Annotated in this window: 19 protein-coding genes, 1 pseudogene and 1 other annotated feature; all 20 genes and pseudogenes read right to left on the minus strand. The window is 59.7% G+C overall.

Going from position 1 to position 21,518, the window contains the following annotated elements:
• Positions 1 to 128: 128 nt before the first annotated feature.
• Complete coding sequence (rpoC, locus tag IDH44_RS05975; protein ID WP_190915672.1) at positions 129 to 3,755, minus strand: DNA-directed RNA polymerase subunit beta'; 3,627 nt, start codon at positions 3,753 to 3,755, stop codon at positions 129 to 131.
• A gap of 62 nt (positions 3,756 to 3,817) precedes the next feature.
• Positions 3,818 to 7,381: a DNA-directed RNA polymerase subunit beta gene (rpoB, locus tag IDH44_RS05980; RefSeq protein ID WP_190915674.1), complete on the minus strand. Its 3,564-nt coding sequence runs from the start codon at positions 7,379 to 7,381 to the stop codon at positions 3,818 to 3,820.
• Between the two features lie 343 nt (positions 7,382 to 7,724).
• Positions 7,725 to 8,327, minus strand: coding sequence for a class I SAM-dependent methyltransferase (locus IDH44_RS05985; RefSeq protein WP_190915676.1), 603 nt, complete (start codon positions 8,325 to 8,327; stop codon positions 7,725 to 7,727).
• Between the two features lie 86 nt (positions 8,328 to 8,413).
• Positions 8,414 to 8,776, minus strand: coding sequence for a 50S ribosomal protein L7/L12 (gene rplL, locus IDH44_RS05990; protein WP_190915678.1), 363 nt, complete (start codon positions 8,774 to 8,776; stop codon positions 8,414 to 8,416).
• A 78-nt stretch (positions 8,777 to 8,854) separates the two neighbouring features.
• A complete protein-coding gene (gene rplJ, locus IDH44_RS05995; protein ID WP_190915680.1) occupies positions 8,855 to 9,364 on the minus strand; it encodes a 50S ribosomal protein L10 in 510 nt (169 codons plus the stop codon).
• Positions 9,365 to 9,513: 149 nt separating this feature from the next.
• Positions 9,514 to 9,661: a sequence feature (ribosomal protein L10 leader region), on the minus strand.
• A 13-nt stretch (positions 9,662 to 9,674) separates the two neighbouring features.
• A complete protein-coding gene (gene rplA / locus IDH44_RS06000; RefSeq protein ID WP_190915682.1) occupies positions 9,675 to 10,367 on the minus strand; it encodes a 50S ribosomal protein L1 in 693 nt (230 codons plus the stop codon).
• Positions 10,368 to 10,493: 126 nt separating this feature from the next.
• The gene (rplK, locus tag IDH44_RS06005) at positions 10,494 to 10,919 is read right to left on the minus strand and encodes a 50S ribosomal protein L11 (protein ID WP_190915683.1); all 426 of its coding nucleotides are present in this window, start codon (positions 10,917 to 10,919) and stop codon (positions 10,494 to 10,496) included.
• Between the two features lie 36 nt (positions 10,920 to 10,955).
• A complete protein-coding gene (nusG, locus tag IDH44_RS06010) occupies positions 10,956 to 11,489 on the minus strand; it encodes a transcription termination/antitermination protein NusG (protein WP_190915685.1) in 534 nt (177 codons plus the stop codon).
• Between the two features lie 23 nt (positions 11,490 to 11,512).
• Positions 11,513 to 11,704, minus strand: coding sequence for a preprotein translocase subunit SecE (gene secE / locus IDH44_RS06015; protein ID WP_223869428.1), 192 nt, complete (start codon positions 11,702 to 11,704; stop codon positions 11,513 to 11,515).
• A 39-nt stretch (positions 11,705 to 11,743) separates the two neighbouring features.
• Positions 11,744 to 11,893, minus strand: a complete 150-nt coding sequence (gene rpmG, locus IDH44_RS06020) for a 50S ribosomal protein L33 (protein ID WP_081666981.1) — start codon at positions 11,891 to 11,893, stop codon at positions 11,744 to 11,746.
• A 315-nt stretch (positions 11,894 to 12,208) separates the two neighbouring features.
• The gene (sigH, locus tag IDH44_RS06025) at positions 12,209 to 12,859 is read right to left on the minus strand and encodes an RNA polymerase sporulation sigma factor SigH (RefSeq protein WP_190915689.1); all 651 of its coding nucleotides are present in this window, start codon (positions 12,857 to 12,859) and stop codon (positions 12,209 to 12,211) included.
• A gap of 135 nt (positions 12,860 to 12,994) precedes the next feature.
• Entirely contained in the window at positions 12,995 to 13,537 is a 543-nt protein-coding gene (locus IDH44_RS06030; RefSeq protein ID WP_190915691.1) for an NYN domain-containing protein, read from the minus strand.
• Positions 13,534 to 14,304: a 23S rRNA (guanosine(2251)-2'-O)-methyltransferase RlmB gene (rlmB, locus tag IDH44_RS06035; RefSeq protein ID WP_190915693.1), complete on the minus strand. Its 771-nt coding sequence runs from the start codon at positions 14,302 to 14,304 to the stop codon at positions 13,534 to 13,536. The genes IDH44_RS06030 and rlmB overlap by 4 nt, the downstream gene beginning before the upstream one ends.
• Positions 14,301 to 14,780, minus strand: a complete 480-nt coding sequence (locus tag IDH44_RS06040; protein WP_190915695.1) for a Mini-ribonuclease 3 — start codon at positions 14,778 to 14,780, stop codon at positions 14,301 to 14,303. Before IDH44_RS06040 ends, rlmB begins: the two co-directional genes overlap by 4 nt.
• The gene (gene cysS, locus IDH44_RS06045) at positions 14,777 to 16,195 is read right to left on the minus strand and encodes a cysteine--tRNA ligase (protein WP_190915697.1); all 1,419 of its coding nucleotides are present in this window, start codon (positions 16,193 to 16,195) and stop codon (positions 14,777 to 14,779) included. Before cysS ends, IDH44_RS06040 begins: the two co-directional genes overlap by 4 nt.
• Positions 16,192 to 16,884, minus strand: coding sequence for a serine O-acetyltransferase (cysE, locus tag IDH44_RS06050; protein ID WP_190915699.1), 693 nt, complete (start codon positions 16,882 to 16,884; stop codon positions 16,192 to 16,194). Before cysE ends, cysS begins: the two co-directional genes overlap by 4 nt.
• 534 nt (positions 16,885 to 17,418) lie before the next feature.
• On the minus strand, positions 17,419 to 18,876 hold the full coding sequence (gene gltX, locus IDH44_RS06055) for a glutamate--tRNA ligase (protein WP_190915701.1): 1,458 nt from the start codon (positions 18,874 to 18,876) through the stop codon (positions 17,419 to 17,421).
• A gap of 40 nt (positions 18,877 to 18,916) precedes the next feature.
• Complete coding sequence (gene ispF, locus IDH44_RS26420) at positions 18,917 to 19,399, minus strand: 2-C-methyl-D-erythritol 2,4-cyclodiphosphate synthase (protein ID WP_223869430.1); 483 nt, start codon at positions 19,397 to 19,399, stop codon at positions 18,917 to 18,919.
• 72 nt (positions 19,400 to 19,471) lie between these two features.
• Positions 19,472 to 20,242, minus strand: a pseudogene (gene ispD / locus IDH44_RS26425) (2-C-methyl-D-erythritol 4-phosphate cytidylyltransferase); the annotation flags it as partial.
• Positions 20,243 to 20,292: 50 nt separating this feature from the next.
• Positions 20,293 to 21,393 carry a PIN/TRAM domain-containing protein gene (locus IDH44_RS06065; RefSeq protein WP_317890122.1) on the minus strand — a complete coding sequence of 367 codons (1,101 nt, stop codon included), beginning with the start codon at positions 21,391 to 21,393 and terminating at the stop codon, positions 20,293 to 20,295.
• Positions 21,394 to 21,518 lie beyond the last annotated feature (125 nt).

Consider the following 21,518-nt stretch of genomic DNA (forward strand, 5'->3'; position numbering starts at 1 on the left):
TGTCAAGCACGTTCGCTTGCTTTTTACACCAAGGCGAAACGGGCAAGCCGTCCTTTGGCGACGCAAGAAAAAGGGGGCGGCACTGCCGCTGTATGCGGCAGCCGCCCCCTCGTGCCTGTGCCATCCAATCAGGTCGTTTCGACCGGCACCGTCTCCAGCTGATCTTCCTGCTGCTCCAGCTCTTCCTCTTCCATACCGGCAAAACGGATGCTGCGGTAACGGTTCATGCCCGTGCCCGCCGGAATCAGCTTGCCGATAATGACGTTCTCCTTGAGGCCGAGCAGCTGATCGACCTTGCCTTTGATGGCGGCATCGGTTAATACCCGCGTCGTCTCCTGGAAGGAGGCCGCCGAAAGGAACGAGTCGGTCTCCAGCGAAGCTTTCGTGATGCCGAGCAGCACCGGCTTGGCGACAGCCGGCTCCCGATCGGAGAAGATCGCTTCGCCGTTGGCCGATTCGTATTCGTGGATATCCACGAACGCGCCCGGCAACAGCGTCGTGCCGCCGGCATCGACGATGCGGATTTTGCGCAGCATCTGCTTGATCATGACCTCGACGTGCTTGTCATTGATCTCTACGCCCTGGTTGCGGTAGACCCGCTGCACTTCTTGCAGGATGTAGTTCTGCACGCCGCGGATGCCCTTGATGCGCAGCATATCCTTCGGATCAATCGAGCCGTCGGTCAGCTCGTCGCCGGCCTCGATCTGCTGGCCGACGGCGACGCGGATGCGCGAGCCGTACGTGACCGAATACACCTTGGATTCGGCTTCGCCCTGCACCTCGATCTCGCGGCGGTCCTTCGCCTCGCGGATTTCCTTGACCACCCCTTCGAGCTCGGTGATGATCGCCTGCCCCTTCGGATTCCGGGCTTCGAAGAGCTCCTGGATCCGCGGCAGACCTTGGGTAATATCGTCGCCGGCGACGCCGCCCGTATGGAACGTGCGCATCGTCAGCTGGGTTCCCGGCTCGCCGATCGATTGCGCGGCGATGATGCCAACCGCTTCCCCGATCTCGACGTGCTTGCCGGTGGCCAGATTGCGGCCATAACAGATTTTGCATACGCCGTGACGGGCGCGGCAGCTCAGCACGGAGCGGATCTGCAGCTTTTCGATGCCCGCCTCGATGATTGCGTCGGCTTTGTTGGAATCGATCAGCTCGTTGCGGTTCACGATGACTTCTTTCGTCTTCGGATGCCGCACCGTCTCGAAGGAATAACGGCCCTCGATGCGGTCGAACAGATCCTCGATGACCTCTTTGCCGTCCTGAATCTTCCCTACCGTGAAGCCTTTGTCTGTCCCGCAGTCGTCCTCGCGTACGATGACGTCCTGCGCGACGTCGACCAGGCGGCGGGTCAGGTAGCCCGAATCCGCCGTCCGCAGCGCGGTGTCGGCCAGACCTTTCCGCGCGCCGTGCGTAGAGATGAAGTACTCCAGGACGGTCAGCCCCTCGCGGAAGTTCGACTTGATCGGCAATTCGATGATGCGACCGGACGGATTCGCCATCAGGCCCCGCATGCCGCCGAGCTGTGTGATCTGCGACTTGTTGCCCCGCGCCTTGGAATCGACCATCAGCATGATCGAATTATAGCGATCCATCGACTTCATCAGGATATCAGTAATCTCGTCCTTCGCCTTGCTCCAGATGCCGATGACGCGATCGTAGCGCTCGTCGTTGGTGATCAGGCCGCGGCGATACTGATTCGACACGACTTTAACCTTCTCATCCGACGCGTCGAGAATTTTTTGCTTCTCTTGCGGCACGATGACGTCGGAGACGGCAATGGTGATGCCGGCCTTCGTCGAATACGTGAAACCGAGCTGCTTGATGTTGTCGAGAATGACCGACGTCTGCGTCGTATGGTACAAGCGGAAGCACTCGCCGATGATCGTGCCGAGGTACTCCTTGCCCACTGCGCTCGCCGTCGCGATCTCATCCATGAAGGCTTGCAGATCGGCGCCCTTCTCATGCACAAAATATTTGTCCGGCGTTCCGCCCATCAAGTTGGCCTTGGTGGCTTCATTGATGTAAGGGAACGAATCCGGGAAAATTTCGTTGAAGATGACCTTGCCCACCGTCGTCGACAGCAGCGCTTCCTGCTGCGCCTCGGTGAACGTCTTTTTGCCCAGCACCTTGGTCGGAATGAAGATGCGCGCATGCAGCGAGACGATACCGCGCTGGTAGGCGGAGATCGCTTCGTTGATGTTGGAGAACACGGAGCCGCTGCCTTGCGCTTCGTTGTTGTCCATCGTCAGATAGAAGCTGCCCAGCACCATATCCTGCGAAGGCGTGACGACCGGCTTGCCGTCCTTCGGATTAAGAATGTTGCCCGAAGCGAGCATGAGCAGGCGCGCCTCGGCCTGCGCTTCCGCGGACAGCGGCACGTGCACGGCCATCTGGTCGCCGTCAAAGTCGGCATTGTAGGCGGTACAGACGAGCGGATGCAGCTTGATCGCACGACCTTCCACCAGGATCGGCTCGAATGCCTGAATACCGAGACGGTGAAGCGTAGGCGCCCGGTTCAACAGCACCGGATGCTCCTTGATCACTTCCTCCAGCACATCCCACACTTCGGCGCTTACGCGCTCGACCTTGCGCTTGGCGCTCTTGATGTTATGCGCCAGGCCCTTGTTGACGAGCTCCTTCATGACGAAGGGCTTGAACAGCTCCAGCGCCATTTCCTTGGGGAGGCCGCACTGGTACATCTTCAGGCTCGGTCCGACAACGATAACGGAGCGGCCGGAATAGTCGACGCGCTTGCCGAGCAAATTTTGACGGAATCGACCTTGCTTGCCCTTCAGCATATGGCTGAGCGACTTGAGCGGACGATTGCCGGGCCCTGTGACCGGACGACCTCGACGGCCGTTGTCAATCAGCGCGTCGACCGCTTCCTGCAGCATGCGCTTCTCATTCTGCACGATGATGTCCGGCGCGCCGAGATCGAGCAGCCGCTTGAGGCGGTTGTTGCGGTTGATGACGCGGCGATACAGGTCGTTCAGGTCGGACGTGGCGAAGCGTCCACCGTCGAGCTGCACCATCGGCCGCAGCTCCGGCGGAATGACCGGCAGCACGTCGAGGATCATCCACTCCGGCTCGTTGCCCGAGTTGCGGAAGGCCTCGATGACCTCCAGCCGTTTGATGGCGCGGTTGCGGCGCTGGCCTTGGGCCGTACGCAGTTCTTCCTTCAGCGATGCCAGCTCGCGCTCGACGTCAATGTCCTGCAGCAGACGCTTGACCGCCTCGGCGCCCATGCCGGCCTGGAAGCCGTAGCCGTATTTCTCGCGGTAGCTGCGGTATTCCTTCTCGGAGAGCAGTTGCTTTTTCTCCAGCGGCGTCTCGCCCGGATCGGTAACGACGTAGGAGGCGAAGTAGATGATCTCCTCCAGCGAGCGCGGCGACATGTCGAGCGCCAGCCCCATCCGGCTCGGGATGCCCTTGAAGTACCAGATGTGCGAGACCGGAGCGGCGAGCTCGATGTGTCCCATCCGCTCGCGGCGCACTTTGGCCCGCGTCACTTCGACGCCGCAGCGATCGCAGACGACGCCCTTGTAGCGCACGCGCTTGTACTTGCCGCAATGGCACTCCCAGTCCTTTTGCGGCCCAAAAATTTTCTCGCAGAAAAGCCCTTCCTTCTCCGGCTTCAGCGTACGATAGTTAATGGTTTCCGGCTTCTTCACTTCTCCGCGCGACCACGAACGGATTTTGTCCGGCGAAGCCAAACCGATTTTCATATACTCGAAGTTGTTAACGTCCAACAAGGAGCAGCCCTCCTTAATTCTGTGTCAATCCTTATCCTTACGGACGGCAGCGGTGCCCGCCACTATTCCACGCCGACTTCCGCGCCTTCCAGATTCAGGTTGAGCTTGTCGCTCGTGCCGTCGTCTTCGTCGTCAATTTCTTTCATTTCGATCTCTTCCTCGTTTTCGGTGAGGATCTTGACGTCCATCCCCAGGCTTTGCAGTTCTTTGATCAGAACCTTGAACGATTCCGGCACGCCCGGTTCCGGCACGTTCTCGCCTTTGACGATCGATTCGTACGTTTTGACGCGTCCGACGACGTCGTCAGACTTGACAGTCAGAATCTCTTGCAGGGTATAGGCGGCGCCGTAGGCCTCGAGCGCCCATACTTCCATCTCCCCGAACCGCTGTCCGCCGAATTGCGCCTTGCCGCCCAGCGGCTGCTGGGTGACGAGCGAGTACGGCCCGGTGGAGCGGGCATGGATTTTGTCGTCGACCATGTGCGCGAGCTTGATCATGTACATGACGCCGACGGTGACCTCGCGCTCGAACGACTCGCCCGTGCGGCCGTCGAATAGGCGGGTCTTGCCGTTGCGCTGCATGCCGGCTTCTTCCATCGTATCGAAGACGTCGTACTCCCGCGCGCCGTCGAATACAGGCGTGGCGGCATGAATGCCGAGCTGCTTGCAGGCCATCCCGAGATGGACCTCGAGCACCTGCCCGATGTTCATCCGCGACGGTACGCCGAGCGGATTGAGCACGACCTCGACCGGCGTGCCGTCCGGCAGGAACGGCATATCTTCTTCCGGCAGGATGCGCGCGATGACGCCCTTGTTGCCATGGCGTCCGGCCATTTTGTCGCCTTCGGAAATTTTCCGTTTCTGCGCGATATAGGCGCGCACCAGTTGGTTGACGCCGGGCGGCAGCTCATCGCCGTTCTCGCGCGTGAACACCTTGACATCGACGACGATGCCGTCGGTGCCGTGAGGCACGCGCAGCGACGTATCGCGCACTTCGCGCGCCTTCTCGCCGAAGATCGCGTGCAAGAGGCGCTCCTCGGCCGTCAGCTCCGTGACCCCTTTCGGCGTCACCTTGCCGACGAGGATGTCGCCCGCGCTGATTTCTGCACCAACGCGGATAATGCCGCGCTCATCGAGGTTTTTCAGCGCTTCTTCCCCGACGTTCGGGATATCGCGCGTAATTTCCTCCGGTCCGAGCTTCGTGTCGCGGGCTTCGGATTCGTATTCCTCGATGTGGATGGAGGTATAGACGTCCTCTTTGACCAGCTTTTCGCTCAGCAGGATCGCATCCTCATAGTTGTAGCCTTCCCAGGTCATGAAGGCGACGACGACGTTGCGTCCCAGCGCCAGCTCGCCCAGCTCGGTGGACGGACCATCTGCGAGAATCGTGCCCTTGCGCACGAATTCACCCTTGCCGACAATTGGCCGCTGGTTGATGCAAGTGCCCTGATTCGAGCGCATGAACTTGTGCAGCCTGTGCTTGATCAGATCGCCCGTCACCTGCTTGCCGTCGATTTCCTCGACGCGGCGCAGCCATACTTCGTCGGCCGTGACGCGTTCGATGATGCCGTCGTGCTTGGCAACGATACAGACGCCCGAATCCTTGGCCGACTTGTGCTCCATGCCGGTGCCGACGAGCGGCGACTTCGGAATCAGGAGCGGCACGGCCTGCCGCTGCATGTTGGATCCCATGAGCGCGCGGTTGGAGTCGTCATTCTCCAAGAACGGAATGAGCGCCGTGGCGACCGATACGACCTGCTTCGGCGAGACGTCCATGTAATCGACGCGGCTGCTCGGCATGGTCAGAATGTTGTCCTTTTGCTTATTGTACCGGACAATGACGGAATCGTCGGCGAATTTGCCCTCGTCGGTCAGCTCGGCATTGGCCTGCGCGATGACGTAATTGTCTTCTTCGTCGGCCGTCAGATACGCGATCTGGCCCGTGACCGTCTCGGTCTTCGGATCGACCCAGCGGTACGGCGCTTCGATGAAGCCGTATTCGTTGATCCGGGCGAAGGAAGACAGCGAGTTGATCAGCCCGATATTCGGTCCCTCAGGCGTCTCGATCGGACACATGCGGCCGTAGTGCGAGTTATGCACGTCCCGCACCTCGAAGCCTGCGCGTTCCCGCGTCAGACCGCCCGGACCGAGCGCGGACAAGCGGCGCTTATGCGTCAGCTCGGCCAACGGATTCGTCTGGTCCATGAACTGCGACAGCTGCGAGCTGCCGAAGAACTCCTTGATCGAAGCGATGACCGGCCGAATATTGATCAGCGCCTGTGGCGTGATCGCATTGGCGTCCTGAATCGACATCCGCTCGCGCACGACGCGCTCCATGCGCGAGAGGCCGATCCGGAACTGATTCTGCAGCAACTCCCCGACCGAACGCAGGCGGCGGTTGCCCAGATGGTCGATATCGTCGGTGCTTCCCACGCTGCGCAGCAGATTCAGGAAGTAATTAATGGAAGCGATAATATCCGCCGGCGTAATATGCTTGACGGCCTTGTCAATCTGACCGTTCGCAATGATCTTGATGATCTTGCCGTCTTCATCCGGCGAGAATATACTTACGGTTTGTAGTGGAATACTACTGGCATCCATAACGCCGCCGGCGACATGATACGTTTTGAACGCGACGTTGTTCTCCAATAGCGGCAAGATCTCGTCGAGCAATCTGCGGTCGATCATTTGCCCGCTCTCGGCGATGATTTCGCCCGTCGACGGATCCACGAGCGTCTCAGCGAGGCGCTGGTTGAACAAGCGGTTCTTTATATGAAGCTTTTTGTTCATTTTGTAGCGTCCGACATTCGCCAGATCGTAGCGCTTCGGATCAAAGAAGCGCGCCACGAGCAAGCTCTTGGCGTTGTCGAGCGTCGGCGGCTCGCCCGGGCGAAGGCGCTCGTAGATCTCAATCAGCGCTTTCTCCGTCGAGTCGGTATTGTCTTTGTCGAGCGTGTTGCGAATGTACTCGTCGTCTCCGAGCAAATCGATAATTTCGGCATCTGTACCGAAGCCGAGTGCGCGCAGCAACACCGTTACCGGAATTTTGCGCGTGCGATCGATGCGGACATAGACGATATCCTTCGCATCTGTCTCCAGCTCGAGCCATGCGCCGCGGTTCGGAATGACAGTCGCGGTGTACGCTTTTTTGCCGTTTTTGTCAACCTTCGTGCTGAAGTAGACACTGGGCGAGCGTACCAATTGACTGACGATAACCCGTTCGGCGCCGTTGATAATGAAGGTCCCGGTCTCGGTCATTAGCGGGAAGTCGCCCATGAACACTTCCTGCTCCTTCACTTCACCCGTCTCTTTGTTGATAAGACGCACCTTGACGCGCAGCGGTGCCGCATACGTGACGTCGCGTTCCTTCGATTCGTCCACTGAATACTTCGGCTCGCCAAGACTGTAGTCGATAAATTCAAGCGACAAGTTGCCCGTGAAATCCTGAATCGGTGAAATGTCCTGGAATAGCTCAAGCAAATCGCGCTCCAAAAACTTTTCATACGATTTTTGCTGGATCTCAATCAGGTTAGGAACGTCGAGCACTTCATCAATGCGGGCATAGCTTCTGCGTGTGCGCCGACCATACTGAACAAGTTGTCCTGCCAACTTTACCTCACCCCTCATATCTGCTTCAACGCGCAAGGAGCCCGTACTACCTGCCCCCGAGCGTTTGACACAATAAAGAAAAGCCCTTATCGAAGCGATTCGAAAAAAGAGCGTGTTCCCGGCGTTCGATCCGGCCTGCGGCCGCATCTCTCCTCATATCAAGTAATTTTGCCCAAAATCTAAACATTATACGTCAAACCCGATATTTCTATGCATGCTGCAACGAAAAAAATCGCTTGACATTTTAATGCACTAAAGATCTTTTTCGCCTTTTTAAGGCTGACATTTTACAATAATATCACAGAGCTGCGCCCAAGTCAACCTTAATCCATCAATTTTCTAGCATTCGCCGAAGCGCCCTTCACTTCTTGCGGCTTGCCCGCAACACCTTGTAGCCGCCGGCTTTCGCCGCTTCCTCCACCTCGCCGAACAACCGTTCCAGCTTGGCCTTGGCCGAGGGGGCGCCTTGTTTTTTTTGAATGACGACCCACATGCTCCCGTTCGCCGTCAGCAACGAAGCCCCTTCCTCGAAAATGCGATGGACGACCGCTTTTCCCGCCCGAATGGGCGGGTTCGTTACAATGACGTCAAATTGCCTGCCTTGCACCGACTCGAAGAGATCGCTCTGCAGCACCTCGACATTGCGCGCATCGTTATTTGCTGCATTTTCGGAGGCGAGCTCGACCGCGCGCTCGTTCACATCCACCATCGTGACGGAACTGCTCGGCTCCAACAACGCGGCACTGATGCCGATCGGTCCGTATCCGCAACCGACATCGAGCACTTGCGCACCCGGAGGAATCACCATCGCTTCGATGAGCTGGCGGCTGCCGTAATCGACACCGGCTTTGGCAAAAACGCCGCTGTCGGTCGCCAGACGCAGCCGCAAGCCGCGCAGCTGCATTTCGACAACACGGCGCGCGCTGTCCGTCTGCGGCTGACGCGAGTAATAATGATCCGCCATGCTTTCGCTCCTTTTTTATACGCTTTATAATTTGAACAAACCCCTTGAAGCAGCGCTTCAAGGGGTTTGACAGGAATCGAGCCGTCTTACTTCACTTCGACAGAAGCGCCTGCTTCTTCCAGCTTCGCTTTGACCGCTTCGGCGTCTTCCTTCGCCACTTTTTCTTTAATCGGTTTCGGTGCGTTATCAACCAGTTCTTTTGCTTCTTTCAGGCCGAGACCCGTGATTTCGCGCACGACTTTGATGACGTTGATTTTCGAACCGCCGGGGCTCGTCAGGATGACGTCGAATTCGCTTTGCTCGGCTGCTTCCGCGCCGCCGCCGCCGCCAACTACTGCTACCGGTGCAGCAGCTGTGACGCCAAATTCTTCTTCGATTGCTTTAACAAGCTCGTTCAACTCAAGCACGTTCATCTCTTTGATGGCTTCAAGGATTTGCTCTTTACTCATGGTTAAACCTCCATTATTGGGTATAGGATATTGGGTTTCCTTATTTTCAATGCCGGTTAGCCAGCGTGCAAACGCTGTTTACGCGCCTTGTTCTTGCTCTTGCTTTTCCCCGACCGCTTTGACCGCGAGCGCGAAATTGCGAACCGGTGCCTGCAGCACGCTGAGCAGCATGGAGAGCAAACCGTCGCGCGAAGGGAGGTCCGCCAGCGCTTTGATCTCCGCTACGCCGACGACTTGCCCTTCCAGCACGCCGCCCTTCAGCTCCAGCGCATCGTTGCTCTTGGCAAAAGTGTTCAAAATTTTGGCCGGTGCGACCACATCGTCCTTGCCAAATGCGATGGCAGTCGGTCCGACCAGCACCTCGTCAAGCTGGGTCAACCCGGTCGCTTCGGTTGCGCGGCGAACGAGTCCGTTTTTCAGTACTTGGAACTCGATGCCCGCTTCGCGCAGCTGCTTGCGCAGCTCCGTCACTTGCGCAACATTCAGACCGCGATAGTCCGCCACGACGGCACAATTGCTTTCGCGCAGCTTTTGCGCGATTTCTTCGACTGCCTGCTGCTTACTTTCGATGACCTTTGCGTTTGCCAAACTTTACACCTCCTGTAGATTAATCTGCATCCCGTAAAGCGTGATCCGTAGCCGAGTAAGGTGAAACGGCTATCGCCGTTTTTTTGACGGCGATGCGAATTTCGTTCCGAGAAAGTTAGACAAATATAGGCGAAATCATATACATTCTATACTTTCATGAGAAAGGCCTTCGCGCAGATTCCGTGCGAAGGCCATGATTCCTTTATCCCGATCGCGGGATAACGTTATATCATAACACCTCGGTAGGAAATTAAGCCTTGCGGCACCTACTGTCTACGGCATGCATATTCAAGTGTTGGCGCAAGAAACCTTAACGGTAAACCGCCGTGCTCACGCGAGCGCTCGGCCCCATCGTCGAGGAAACTGCAATGTTTTTCAGGTAAATGCCTTTCGCAGCGGCCGGCTTCGCCCGGTTCAATGCATCAACCAACGTTTTGAGGTTCTCGTTGAGTTTGTCTGCATCAAACGACACTTTGCCGATCGGCGCGTGGATTTGACCTGCTTTGTCAAGGCGGTACTCGATTTTACCCGCTTTGATTTCCTGCACGGCTTTGGATACGTCAAACGTAACCGTGCCGGCTTTCGGGTTCGGCATAAGGCCTTTGCCGCCGAGGATCCGACCCAGCTTGCCCACTTCCGCCATCATGTCCGGCGTCGCGACGCAAACGTCGAATTCAAACCAGCCTTGTTGAATTTTGTTGATCATGTCCGCATCTCCGACGTAATCCGCTCCGGCCGCTTCCGCTTCCTTCACTTTATCGCCTTTGGCAAATACGAGCACGCGTTTCGTTTTACCTGTGCCATGCGGCAGGACGACTACGCCGCGCACGGCTTGGTCTTGCTTGCGCGGGTCCACGCCGAGGCGTACTGCGACTTCGACGGACTCGTCGAATTTGGCCGATGCCGTCTTTTTCACAAGCTCGATCGCCTGCAACGGCTCGTACGTCGCTTCGCTGTCAAATTGCTTGGCAGCGTCTTGGTACTTCTTGCCATGCTTAGCCAATTGTCTTCTCCTCCTTGTGTGGTACTAGCGGAAAATCCTCCGTTTCGGATGATCCTCCCACCTTCGCCCGGACGAATGTCCATGCGAGCGGAACGCATCATGCGTCCCTGCCGGCATAATGCCGGATTAGTCGGTAACCGTGACGCCCATGCTGCGGGCCGTGCCCTCAATCATCAGCATCGCCGCTTCAACGGACGCTGCATTCAGATCGGGCATTTTTTGCTCGGCGATTTCGCGGATTTTTGCACGCGGAACCGAGGCAACTTTCTTTTTGTTCGGTTCGCCGGAGCCTTTTTCGATGCCGGCAGCTACGCGGAGCAGCACTGCGGCCGGAGGCGTCTTCGTCTCGAACGTGAACGAACGGTCCTCGAATACCGAGATGACGACCGGGATGACGAGACCTGCCTGATCGGCGGTACGCGCGTTGAACTCTTTACAGAACGCCATAATGTTGACGCCTGCTTGACCCAGCGCGGGACCGATAGGCGGTGCCGGATTCGCTTTGCCAGCCGGTACCTGCAGCTTCACCAATTTCATCACTTTTTTTGCCATGTTGCACACCTCCTTGCCCTAGAGTAAGGACTCGGGCTACACCTTTTCAACCTGGGTATAATCCAGTTCGACCGGCGTCTCCCTCCCGAACATGTTGACATGGACCTTCAGCTTGCTTTTGTCGAGCAGCACCTCTTCGACGGTGCCGACAAAGTTGGCAAAAGGCCCGACCTTGACACGAACGGTTTCCTTCAGATCGAATTCCATGACCGGTTTTGGTTCTTCCATGCCCATATGCTTGAGAATCTGCTCGACCTCATCCGGCAGCAACGCCGTCGGCTTGGAGCCGGAGCCGGTAGATCCGACAAACCCCGTCACACCGGGCGTATTGCGCACGACGTACCAGGAATCGTCCGTCTGGACCATCTCGACAAGCACATAGCCAGGGTAAACCTTGCGCATGACGGTTTTTTTCTTCCCGTCCTTGTTCACCAATTCTTCTTCCATCGGCACGAGCACGCGGAAAATCTTATCCTCCATGCCCATCGATTCTACGCGCTTTTCCAGATTGGCTTTCACCTTGTTCTCATATCCGGAATACGTATGCACGACATACCATCTTTTTTCCATAACAAGCCACCTTTGGACCCTTCTTAAACAATCAGTTCGACCAGTTCCGAGATCCCGATGTCAAGAAGCCAGAAGTAAATCGTCACAAACACAATCGTCACCATAACGACGATTGTATAGCTTGTCAGTTCCTTGCGCGTGGGCCAACGCACCTTCTTGAGCTCCGCCCAGCTGTCCGCAAAGAAAGCGAAGGCCGAGCCAAAGCCCTGCTTCATCCTCGACAAAATCGCCACGTCCACACCTCCATTACACTACTATCGGGTCTCGCGATGAGGAGTATGCTCGTTGCAAAACTTGCAGAACTTCTTCATCTCGATGCGGTCGGGGTGATTCCGTTTGTTCTTGTTGGTCGTGTAGTTTCTCTGTTTGCAGTTCGTGCAAGCCAACGTAATGATTACCCGCATTGATGTACACCTCCCGGACTAACCTATTCGTCGCACACGGGTAGCGATGCATATACCGTACGCAATTTTAAGGCCTACCTAAAACACTTTAGCACACGCGATATTGGGTGTCAACGAAATTTATTGATGGACGGACGGCTGGAACGCGGGCAGCGCGCTGTCTGAGGGAACCATCGGGATCGAGACGGTCTTTTTCATTGTTGCCAGTCCGCGCCGCTTTCAAACCGCGTGTGGGGCAGTTGATTTGTAAGCGTTATCAATTCCGACGGTGAAAAAAGACTCGCCAAGGAGCCTTCATGGACGCTGCCGCTGCCGTTAACCGCTGATATCCCGCACTTCCAAATACCGCTCCAGCTTGCGCTTTACGCGTTGAAGGGCATTGTCGATCGACTTCACATGACGACTTAGATCCACTGCAATCTCTTGATATGATCGTCCGTCCAGATACAACATGAGCACCTTGCGCTCCAAGTCGCTCAATATCTCGGACATCTTGTCCTCGAGTCCGACAAATTCCTCTTGGTTGATAATCAATTCTTCCGGGTCCGACACCCGCGAGCCGCAGATGACGTCCAGCAGCGTGCGGTCCGAATCTTCGTCGTAGATCGGCTTGTCCAGGGACACATAAGAATTGAGAGGAATATGCTTTTGCCTGGTGGCGGTTTTGATCGCGGTAATGATTTGTCTGGTGATGCACAACTCGGCGAATGCCTTGAAGGAGGCCAGCTTGTCCCCTTTGAAATCGCGAATCGACTTGTACAAGCCGATCATGCCTTCCTGCACAATATCCTCGCGGTCTGCCCCGATCAAAAAATAGGAGCGGGCTTTGGCGCGTACAAAGTTTCTGTACTTGTTGATCAGATACTCCAAAGCTTCTCCGTCGCCTTCGCGGACCGCATCCACTACGTCTTCGTCCGTCCTGCAGTCGTAGCCGTGCAATAACATATCTTTGAGGTCGATGCTCAAGATTATTCCCCCCGGCCTGCTTAGGCGTACATTGCTAGATTCCGGCATAGTCGCTGAAACATAGAATCAGTATACATTATGTAATCTGACACCGTCAACAACGACTGTAATTGCGCGGGCTGCCTTCGCGACGCTTCAGTCCTCGCCTCGCCGCATCCGCTCCAAGCGCTCGCGGACGCTGTCGCCGAGCTTGCTGTCCAGCGGATTCCGCCTGGCCTGCGCCCGTTGCTCGGCCTCCACCTGGCGCTCGATGGCGCGCCGATTCTGCTGAATGCCGATCAGCAGCTCGCGGGCGGAGATGCGCAGCGCCCCCTTGCCGAATGCGACATGCTGCTCGACAAGATCCGACGTGGCCACGTAAATGGCCCGGCTGCGCCGGGCCATCGCGATGACCTGGCGCTCAATGCATTCGTCCGCCGTCTCCTTTTCCTTCGTGTAGAGCACGGTGAGCTTGTGCTGACGAAACGTCTTGCCCAGCCCCGGCACCTGGTGCGCGTCAAAAATGACGATGACCTCCATGCCGGTGAAACCCTGATAGTCGGCGAGCAGATCGAGCAGGCGGTCGCGCGCCTCCTCCAGCCCCAGCTCTTTGAGCCGCTGCAGCTCCGGCCATGCGCCGATGATGTTGTAGCCGTCCACCAGCAGCACATCGCCATGGCCGCCGCGACGCCCGGTCATCCTTGGCCGCTCGCGGCCGCTGCCTCGCGCTGGCGGAGCGCCTCGTACATCAGCACGCCGGCCGCGACCGAAGCGTTCAGCGAATTGAGCCGCCCCCGCATCGGCAGCCGCACGAGGAAGTCGCATTTTTCCCGAATCAATCGGCCAAGCCCCTTACTCTCGCTGCCGATCACGATCGCCAGCGGCAGCTGCAGATCGGTCTGATAGACATTCTGCGGCGCGGTTGCATCCGCCCCTGCAATCCACACCCCGTCCTGCTTAAGCCGTTCGATCGTCTGCACGAGATTCGTGACGCGGGCGACGGGCACGTGCTCCGCGGCACCGGCCGATGTTTTGAGTGTCGTCGCGGTCAGCATCGCCGAGCGCCGTTTCGGAATGATGACGCCGTGCACGCCGGTGCATTCGGCAGTCCGAATAATCGAACCCAGATTGTGCGGATCCTCGATCTCGTCGAGGACGAGCAGCAGCGGGGTCTCTCCGCGCGACTGGGCGCGCGCGAGCAGTTCATCCACCTCCGCATAGCGGTACGGCGCCGCTTGCGCCAGCACCCCTTGATGCTGAATGCCGGGCGCCAGCTGATCCAGCTTGCGCTTGTCCACCTGCTGCACGACGATGCCTTGCTTTTTGGCTTCGCCGAGCAGGGGCTGCATGTTTTTTTGTGCACCTTCGGCTACCCATAGCTTGTTGATCTCCCGGCCGGAGCGCAACGCCTCCAGGACCGGGTGCTTCCCCGCAATCCATTCCTCCCGGTTATCGTGATCGCTCACCTTTCATCCTCCTTCTCGGGCTGCTCGCCGGCAAAGGCCAGCTCCAGCAGCTCGTGCAGCCGCTCGCTGCGCTTATGATAATACAAATAGCCCACCAGGCATTCTAGCCCCGTTGCCAGACGGTACGCCGCGGGATCCGCGTTTTTGGTCGGCCCGCCGCTTTTGGCATTACGGCCGCGTCGCACCAGGTCCGCCTCCTCCTCCGTCAGCAGCGGCTGCCAGCGCCGCAGCAGCTCGGCCTGGGCCTTCGCCGAGACATAGCTTGTCGCCTGACGATGCAGCTCATGCAGCCGATGGTTGGCCCTGGAAAGCAGATATTGACGGACCAGCAATTCGAATACCGCGTCGCCCAGATAAGCCAGGGCCACCGGATTCATGTGCTCGGGCGGCTTACCCGGGTCGTAGTGCCACAGCCCCCGCCCCGACTCATCAGGCGCAGCGCCGGCATGCTCGCCGCCGGTTTGCCTCACTGTCATTTGCGCCGCCACCTCAGCCCTTGCGGCGTATCTTCCAGGACGATGCCTTGCGCAGTCAGCAGATCCCGTATTTCATCGGCGCGGGCCCAATTTTTGGCCTTGCGGGCGGCCGCGCGCTCCTCGAGCAGTTGCTCGACGTGCGCGTCTGCCAATTCCGCTGTCTCGGCGACAGGCAGCAGGCCGAGCACGTCGTCGAGCTCGCCCAGCAACTCGAGCAGCGCCTGCAGCGCTTCCCCGCGGACTGCGTCGCGCTGCAGGTACTGATTGGCCTCGCTGACCAGCTCGAACAACACGGTAATGGCGTCCGGCGTGGCAAAATCGTCGCGCATCCGTTCGTGGAAGCGCGTCCTCAGCGCCGCGAGCCGCGGTCCGAGCGCGGCCTCGGCCTCGCCCGAAGGCTGCAGCGGCTCCGGCGGCAACGCACCGAGACGGTGACGCAAATTGTCGGCGCAATTGCGGATTCGTTCGACGCTGTTCTCCGCTTGCGCAACCGTGTCGGCACTGAAATTAAGCGGGCTGCGATAGTGCGTCGCCAGCATGAAGTAACGCACGGCGCGCGGATTGACCCGCTTCAGCAGCTCCTGCACGGTGATGCCGTTGCCGAGCGATTTCGACATTTTCTCGTTGTTGATGTGAATGTAGCCGTTGTGCATCCAATAGTTGGCCAGCGGCCGGCCGGTGAGCGCCTCGGATTGTGCCACCTCGCACTCGTGATGCGGGAAGGTCAGATCATGCCCGCCGCCATGAATATCCAGCGTATCGCCGAGGTAGACCCGGGCCATCGCCGAGCACTCGATGTGCCAGCCCGGCCGCCCTTCGCCCCACGGACTGTCCCATTTGATCTCACCCGGCTTGGCGCCCTTCCACAGCACGAAGTCCTGAGCGTCCTGCTTGCGCGCGTCGACGCCGATCCGGATTCCGAACTGCAGCTCCTCCAGGTTCTGGTGCGACAGCTTGCCGTAGTCGTCGAATCGGGCTGTGCGGAAGTACACGTCCCCGCCGCTCGGGTACGCGAAGCCCTTGTCGACGAGCCCCTGGATGAAGCCGACAATCTCGTCGATATGCTCGGTGACGCGGGGATTGCGCGTTGCCGGCCGCACGCCGAGCGCCTCGATGTCCGAGTTGAAGGCGTCGATATATTTCTCCGCCACCTCCGGCACCGTCATGCCGGTCTGCTCGGCCTTGCGGATCAGCTTGTCGTCGACGTCCGTGAAGTTGACGATATAATCGACATCCAGCCCCGTCGCTTCCAGATAACGGCGCACGACGTCGAAAAAAATGACCGGCCGCGCGTTGCCGATATGAATGTAGTCATACACCGTCGGCCCGCAGACGTACATTTTGACCCGGCCCGCCTCCTGCGGCACAAAAGCTTCTTTTTCACGCGATAGCGTATTGTAAATGTGCACTGTCATTGTCCTTTTTCGCCTCCGTATCCTACCGGTTGCCTGCCGTCTGCCGACTCGGCGGCGCGGCGGGTGCGCTCCAGCTCCGCCTTGAGCGCGTCGATCTCGCGCTGCATCGTCCGAAACATCTCGATGATCGGATCCGGCAGCTTCGTATGGTCAAGCCGATCTCCCACCCGCTGCCCGTTCGTTTTGACGATCCGTCCCGGAATGCCCACGACCGTGCTGCCGTCCGGCACCGGTCGCAGCACGACCGAATTGGCGCCGATATTGCAATTGTCCCCCACCCGGAACGAGCCGAGCACCTTCGCCCCCGAGGCGATGACGACGTTGTTGCCGATCGTCGGATGCCGCTTGCCCTTCTCCTTGCCGGTCCCGCCCAGCGTCACGCCCTGGTAGATCACCACGTCATCGCCGATCTCGCAGGTTTCGCCGATGACCACGCCCATGCCGTGGTCGATGAACAGACGGCTGCCGATGCGGGCGCCGGGATGAATCTCGATCCCCGTGAAGAAGCGGCTCACCTGCGCGATCATGCGCGCCAGTGTGAACCAGCGCTTGCGGAACAAGGCATGCGCGATGCGATGCGCCCAGATCGCGTGCAGGCCCGAGTAGGTGAAGACGACCTCGAACACGCTGCGCGCGGCCGGATCGTTTTCGAACACGGCGCGAATATCCGATTTGAAATGGCTGCCCATCGTTGCCCCCCCTCTTGCGGCTGCGCTCCGGCCGTGACGGCGGCGGTGCGCCCGCAATCAAAAAAATCCCTGCAGCTCGCTGGCTGCAGAGACGTAGTATACGCGGTCCCACTCTGCTTGGCGCCGCTGCCCGGACGACAGCCGGCACCCACTCTGACTAAGCCCTTAACGCGGGCACACGGTGCCGCCTACCCCAGGCAGCCGGACCGTCGCTTCGCGCGCGGCTTGCCGCGCGAAGCGCCTTCCGTGCCGCTGGCTCGGAGCACGGCTCCCAGGCGCAACGTGCCGCATGCGGGACAAGACAATTCTCAGCCATTCGCGCCGCCCGAGTACGAGCGGCGCGTAGATTGTCTTCTCTGGTTGTTCCGCTTCAGAGCTGCACGCTCCTGTTCAACGCCGTTTCTTATGCTATCCAGTATACGCCGCGGCGCCGCGCTTGACAAGGCGCGGCAGCCTACGTGGTTTTCCAACGCATTTTCGGCCACCCCGGCACTTTTCCACTATGCTTCCAGACGCCCGCCGGGGATGTCCGGCTCAGGCCAGTCGGGCGCGCAGCCGGGCCGCGACCTTGTCCGCGCCCAGCAGCGCGATGGTCCGGTTCAGATCCGGCCCGTGCGTCTGACCGGTCACGGCGGCGCGGATCGGCATGAACAATTGCTTGCCCTTGCAGCCGGTTTCCTTCTGCACCGTCTTGACCATCGCCTTCACATCGCCCTCGGCCAGCGCCGTCGCCTGCTCGATCTGCGCCAGGAAGGCGCGCAGCACCTGCGGTACCTGCTCCTCGCCCAGCACCTCGCGCGCTTCGGGCTCGTCTGTCGTCTCCGCCGCGAAGAACAGCGCCGTCAGCGGCACGATGTCGGCCGCGCAGCGCAGCTTGTCCTGATACAGCGCCACCAGCTCGTCCGTCCACGCCCGCTGCCCGGCATCCTGCTCCGCGCCGATCCGGCCGGCACGCTGCAGATGCGGCCGGCACAGCTCGGCGATGCGCAGCGGATCGGCGGCCTTGATGTATTCGCCGTTCATCCAGGCCAGCTTGTTCGTATCGAATACCGCCGGGCTCTTGCTCAGGCGGGCCGCGTCGAAGGCCTGCACCAGCTCCTCGCGCGTGAAGACCTCCTGCTCGCCCTCCGGCGACCAGCCGAGCAGCGCGATGAAGTTGAACAGCGCCTCCGGCAGATAGCCCAGTTCGTCGTACTGCTCGATGAACTGGATGATCGATTCGTCGCGCTTGCTGAGCTTTTTACGCTGCTCGTTGACGATCAGCGTCATGTGGCCGTAGCGCGGCGGCTCCCAGCCCAGCGCCTCGTAGATCATGAGCTGCCGGGGCGTATTCGTGATGTGATCCTCGCCGCGCAGCACGTGTGAAATCTTCATATGATGATCGTCGACCGCCACCGCGAAGTTGTACGTCGGGATGCCGTCCTTCTTGACGATGACGAAGTCGCCGAATTCGCCGGCCTCGAAGCGGATCGTACCCTTGACCATGTCGTCGAAGGCGTACGCCTTGCCGTCGGGCACGCGGAAGCGGATGCTCGGCACTCGTCCTTCGGCTTCATACGCCGTCCGCTGCTCGTCGCTCAGATTGCGGTGCGCGCCGGAATAGCGCGGCGTCTCGCCGCGGGCGAGCTGCGCCTCGCGCTCTTGCTCGAGCTCCTCCTCCGTGCAGTAGCAGCGGTAGGCCAGGCCCCGCTCCAGCAGCTCTTCGTAGCTGGCCCGGTATAGCTCGAGCCGCTCGGTCTGGCGGTACGGGCCGTAGCCGCCGCCGATATCGATGCTCTCGTCCCAATCGATGCCGAGCCATTTCAGATAGGCCAGCTGATTCTCCTCGCCGCCGGCGACATTGCGCTTTGTATCTGTATCCTCGATTCGCACGATGAAGCGCCCGCCCTGGCTGCGAGCGAACAAATAATTGAATAAGGCCGTTCTTGCATTGCCGATATGCAGATGCCCTGTAGGGGACGGTGCATAGCGCACACGCACGTCATTGCTCATCGCTTGTCTTTCCTCCCGCTCTCCTCAAGTTTGCTCCCCATCATACCATATCCCGAATCAGACAGACAACCGCCTGCGCCGCGATTCCCTCGCCGCGCCCGGCGAATCCGAGCCGCTCGGTCGTTGTCGCCTTCACATTGACGCACGAGGCGTCGCCGCCCAGCGCGCCGGCGATCTTGTCCACCATCTGCGGGATATGCGGCGCCATCTTCGGTCGCTGCGCGATGATGACCGCATCGACATTGCCGAGCCGGTAGCCGCGCTCCCGCGCCATCGACCACACCCGCTCCAGCAAGTGCAGGCTGTCCGCATCCTTGAACGCCTCGTCCGTATCCGGAAAATGCCGGCCGATGTCGCCGAGCGCGAGCGCGCCCAACACGGCGTCGGCCACCGCATGGAGCAGCACATCCGCATCCGAATGCCCGAGCAAGCCCAGCTCATGCGGAATGGTCACGCCCCCGACAATGAGCGGCCTGTCTTCGACCAATTGATGCACATCATAGCCTTGTCCGATTCGTATCATGCCTTGACCCCCTATTGTCTTCGCCGTATCTCCGTCCGCGGCGGCGCGAGCGGCCTCGTCCAGCCACAGCGCAGCCAGCGGCAGATCCTCGGGCGTCGTAATCTTCAGATTCGTATACTCGCCTTCGGCTACCGCCACCGGAATGCCCATGCGCTCCACCGCGGCCGCATCATCCGTGCCGACGAAGCCGTCGCGGAGCGCCCGCGTGTGCGCCTCCTGCAGATCGGCGCGCCGAAAAGCCTGCGGCGTCTGAATGGCCCACAGGCTGCGCCGGTCCGGCGTAGCGATGATTGTCCCTGCCTCGTCAACCTGCTTGATCGTATCCTTGACCGGCACGGCCAATACGGCTGCGCCGCGCGCCTGCGCCGCCTGGCAGCAGCGCCGCACCGCAGCCTCGCTGACGAGCGGACGCACGCCATCGTGCACGAGCACCCACGGCGTCGTCAGCGCCTGCGCGCCGATGCGCACCGAATCCTGGCGCTCCGCGCCGCCGGCCAGCACGTACCGCAGCTTGGTCAGCCCCTCGTCCGCGCTCCATGCCGCACAGCGCGCGCGATCGCCTTCGCCGACGACCAGCGCGATTTCGGTAATTTCCGGCATACGCTCGAAGATGGCGAGCGTGTGCAGCAGCACCGGCTTGCCGAGCAGCTCCAGATATTGTTTGCTTACCGGGGTCCCCATGCGCGTGCCGCGACCCGCAGCCACCACCACCGCGCCCCAAGCCTGCTTGTCCATGCCCTTACCCGCCTCGTCTGCATGCTGGGCCCGGCCCGAGATGGCGCCGCCGCCCGCGAAAATGAGCCGCTGCACGCAACGGCCATTCTCGTTAATCCTATCATACATCGGGCCCCAGCTCTATATGGGTTTCCTCGCCCCGGCAGCTCCGGCCGGCGCTACTGCGCCTTCTCCAGCAGCTTGGGCTTGGCAAAAATCATTCGGCCGGCGGATGTCTGCAGCACGCTCGTCACCAGCACCTCCATCATCGTGCCGATGTAGTCGCGGCCGCCTTCGACGACGATCATCGTCCCGTCGTCCAGATAAGCGACGCCCTGGCCGTGCTCCTTGCCGTCCTTGATAACCTGGACGACAATCTCCTCGCCGGGCAATACGACCGGCTTGACGGCATTGGCCAGATCGTTGATATTCAGCACGGAGACGCCCTGCAGCTCGCACACCTTATTCAGGTTAAAGTCGTTGGTCACGACCTTGCCTTGCAGCGCCTTGGCGAGCTTAACCAGCTTGCTGTCCACCTCGCCGATCTCCTCGAAGTCGCCCTCGTAAATCAACACGCGCACGTCCAGCTCCTTCTGAATCTTGTTGAGGATGTCGAGCCCCCGCCGGCCGCGGTTGCGCTTGAGCAGATCCGAGGAGTCGGCGATATGCTGCAGCTCCTCCAGCACGAATTCCGGGATGACGAGCGTCCCCTCTATGAAGCCCGTCTTGCAAATATCGGCGATTCGGCCGTCGATGATGACGCTTGTGTCGAGGATCTTGTGTTCCTCGAACCAGCGCTCCTCCTCCGCAGGGGCGGGAGCGACATGCGCTTTGACATAAGCCGCGTAGCCAGCGGCCAATTCGTCCTTTTTGAGCAAGCCGATACGCAAGCCCATATACCCGCACAACAACGTCAACACCGCCCACAGCAGCGCGCCGATCCCCCCGCCGAGCCCACCTGCAGCCGGCACGAGAAGCGCCGCGATTGCCAGACCGCACAACAGTCCCAGCCCGCCGCTAATCAGATCGGCTGTCGGCTGCGCGGCTGCGCGCTCCGCAACACGCCGCAACTGACGTGTCAGCGGGCCCGCCAGCGCCGTTGCCGCCGCCAGGCCGCCCACCGCGCCGAGCGCGATTCCCGAATAATAGGCTCCGGATTGCTGGAAAAAAGGTTGTGACGATTCCATCCATGACACCGTCGGACGAAGCGCGGCGCTAAACTCTGCACCTACCCACCCGCCCGCGATCAGACCCAGTACTTGTATCCATTTCTTTTCCACGGGATTCACCTCCATTACAATTATGATCCAATTCACTGGAACCTAATCGCGAGAGAAGGAATTTTAAGGCAATCTGATCCCAAAGCCTTTTGTAATTTGACGAGACGATGAATTATAATGAGGAG

The organism is Paenibacillus sabuli, from assembly GCF_014705605.1.
Classification (GTDB): Bacteria; Bacillota; Bacilli; order Paenibacillales; family Paenibacillaceae; genus Paenibacillus_D; species Paenibacillus_D sabuli.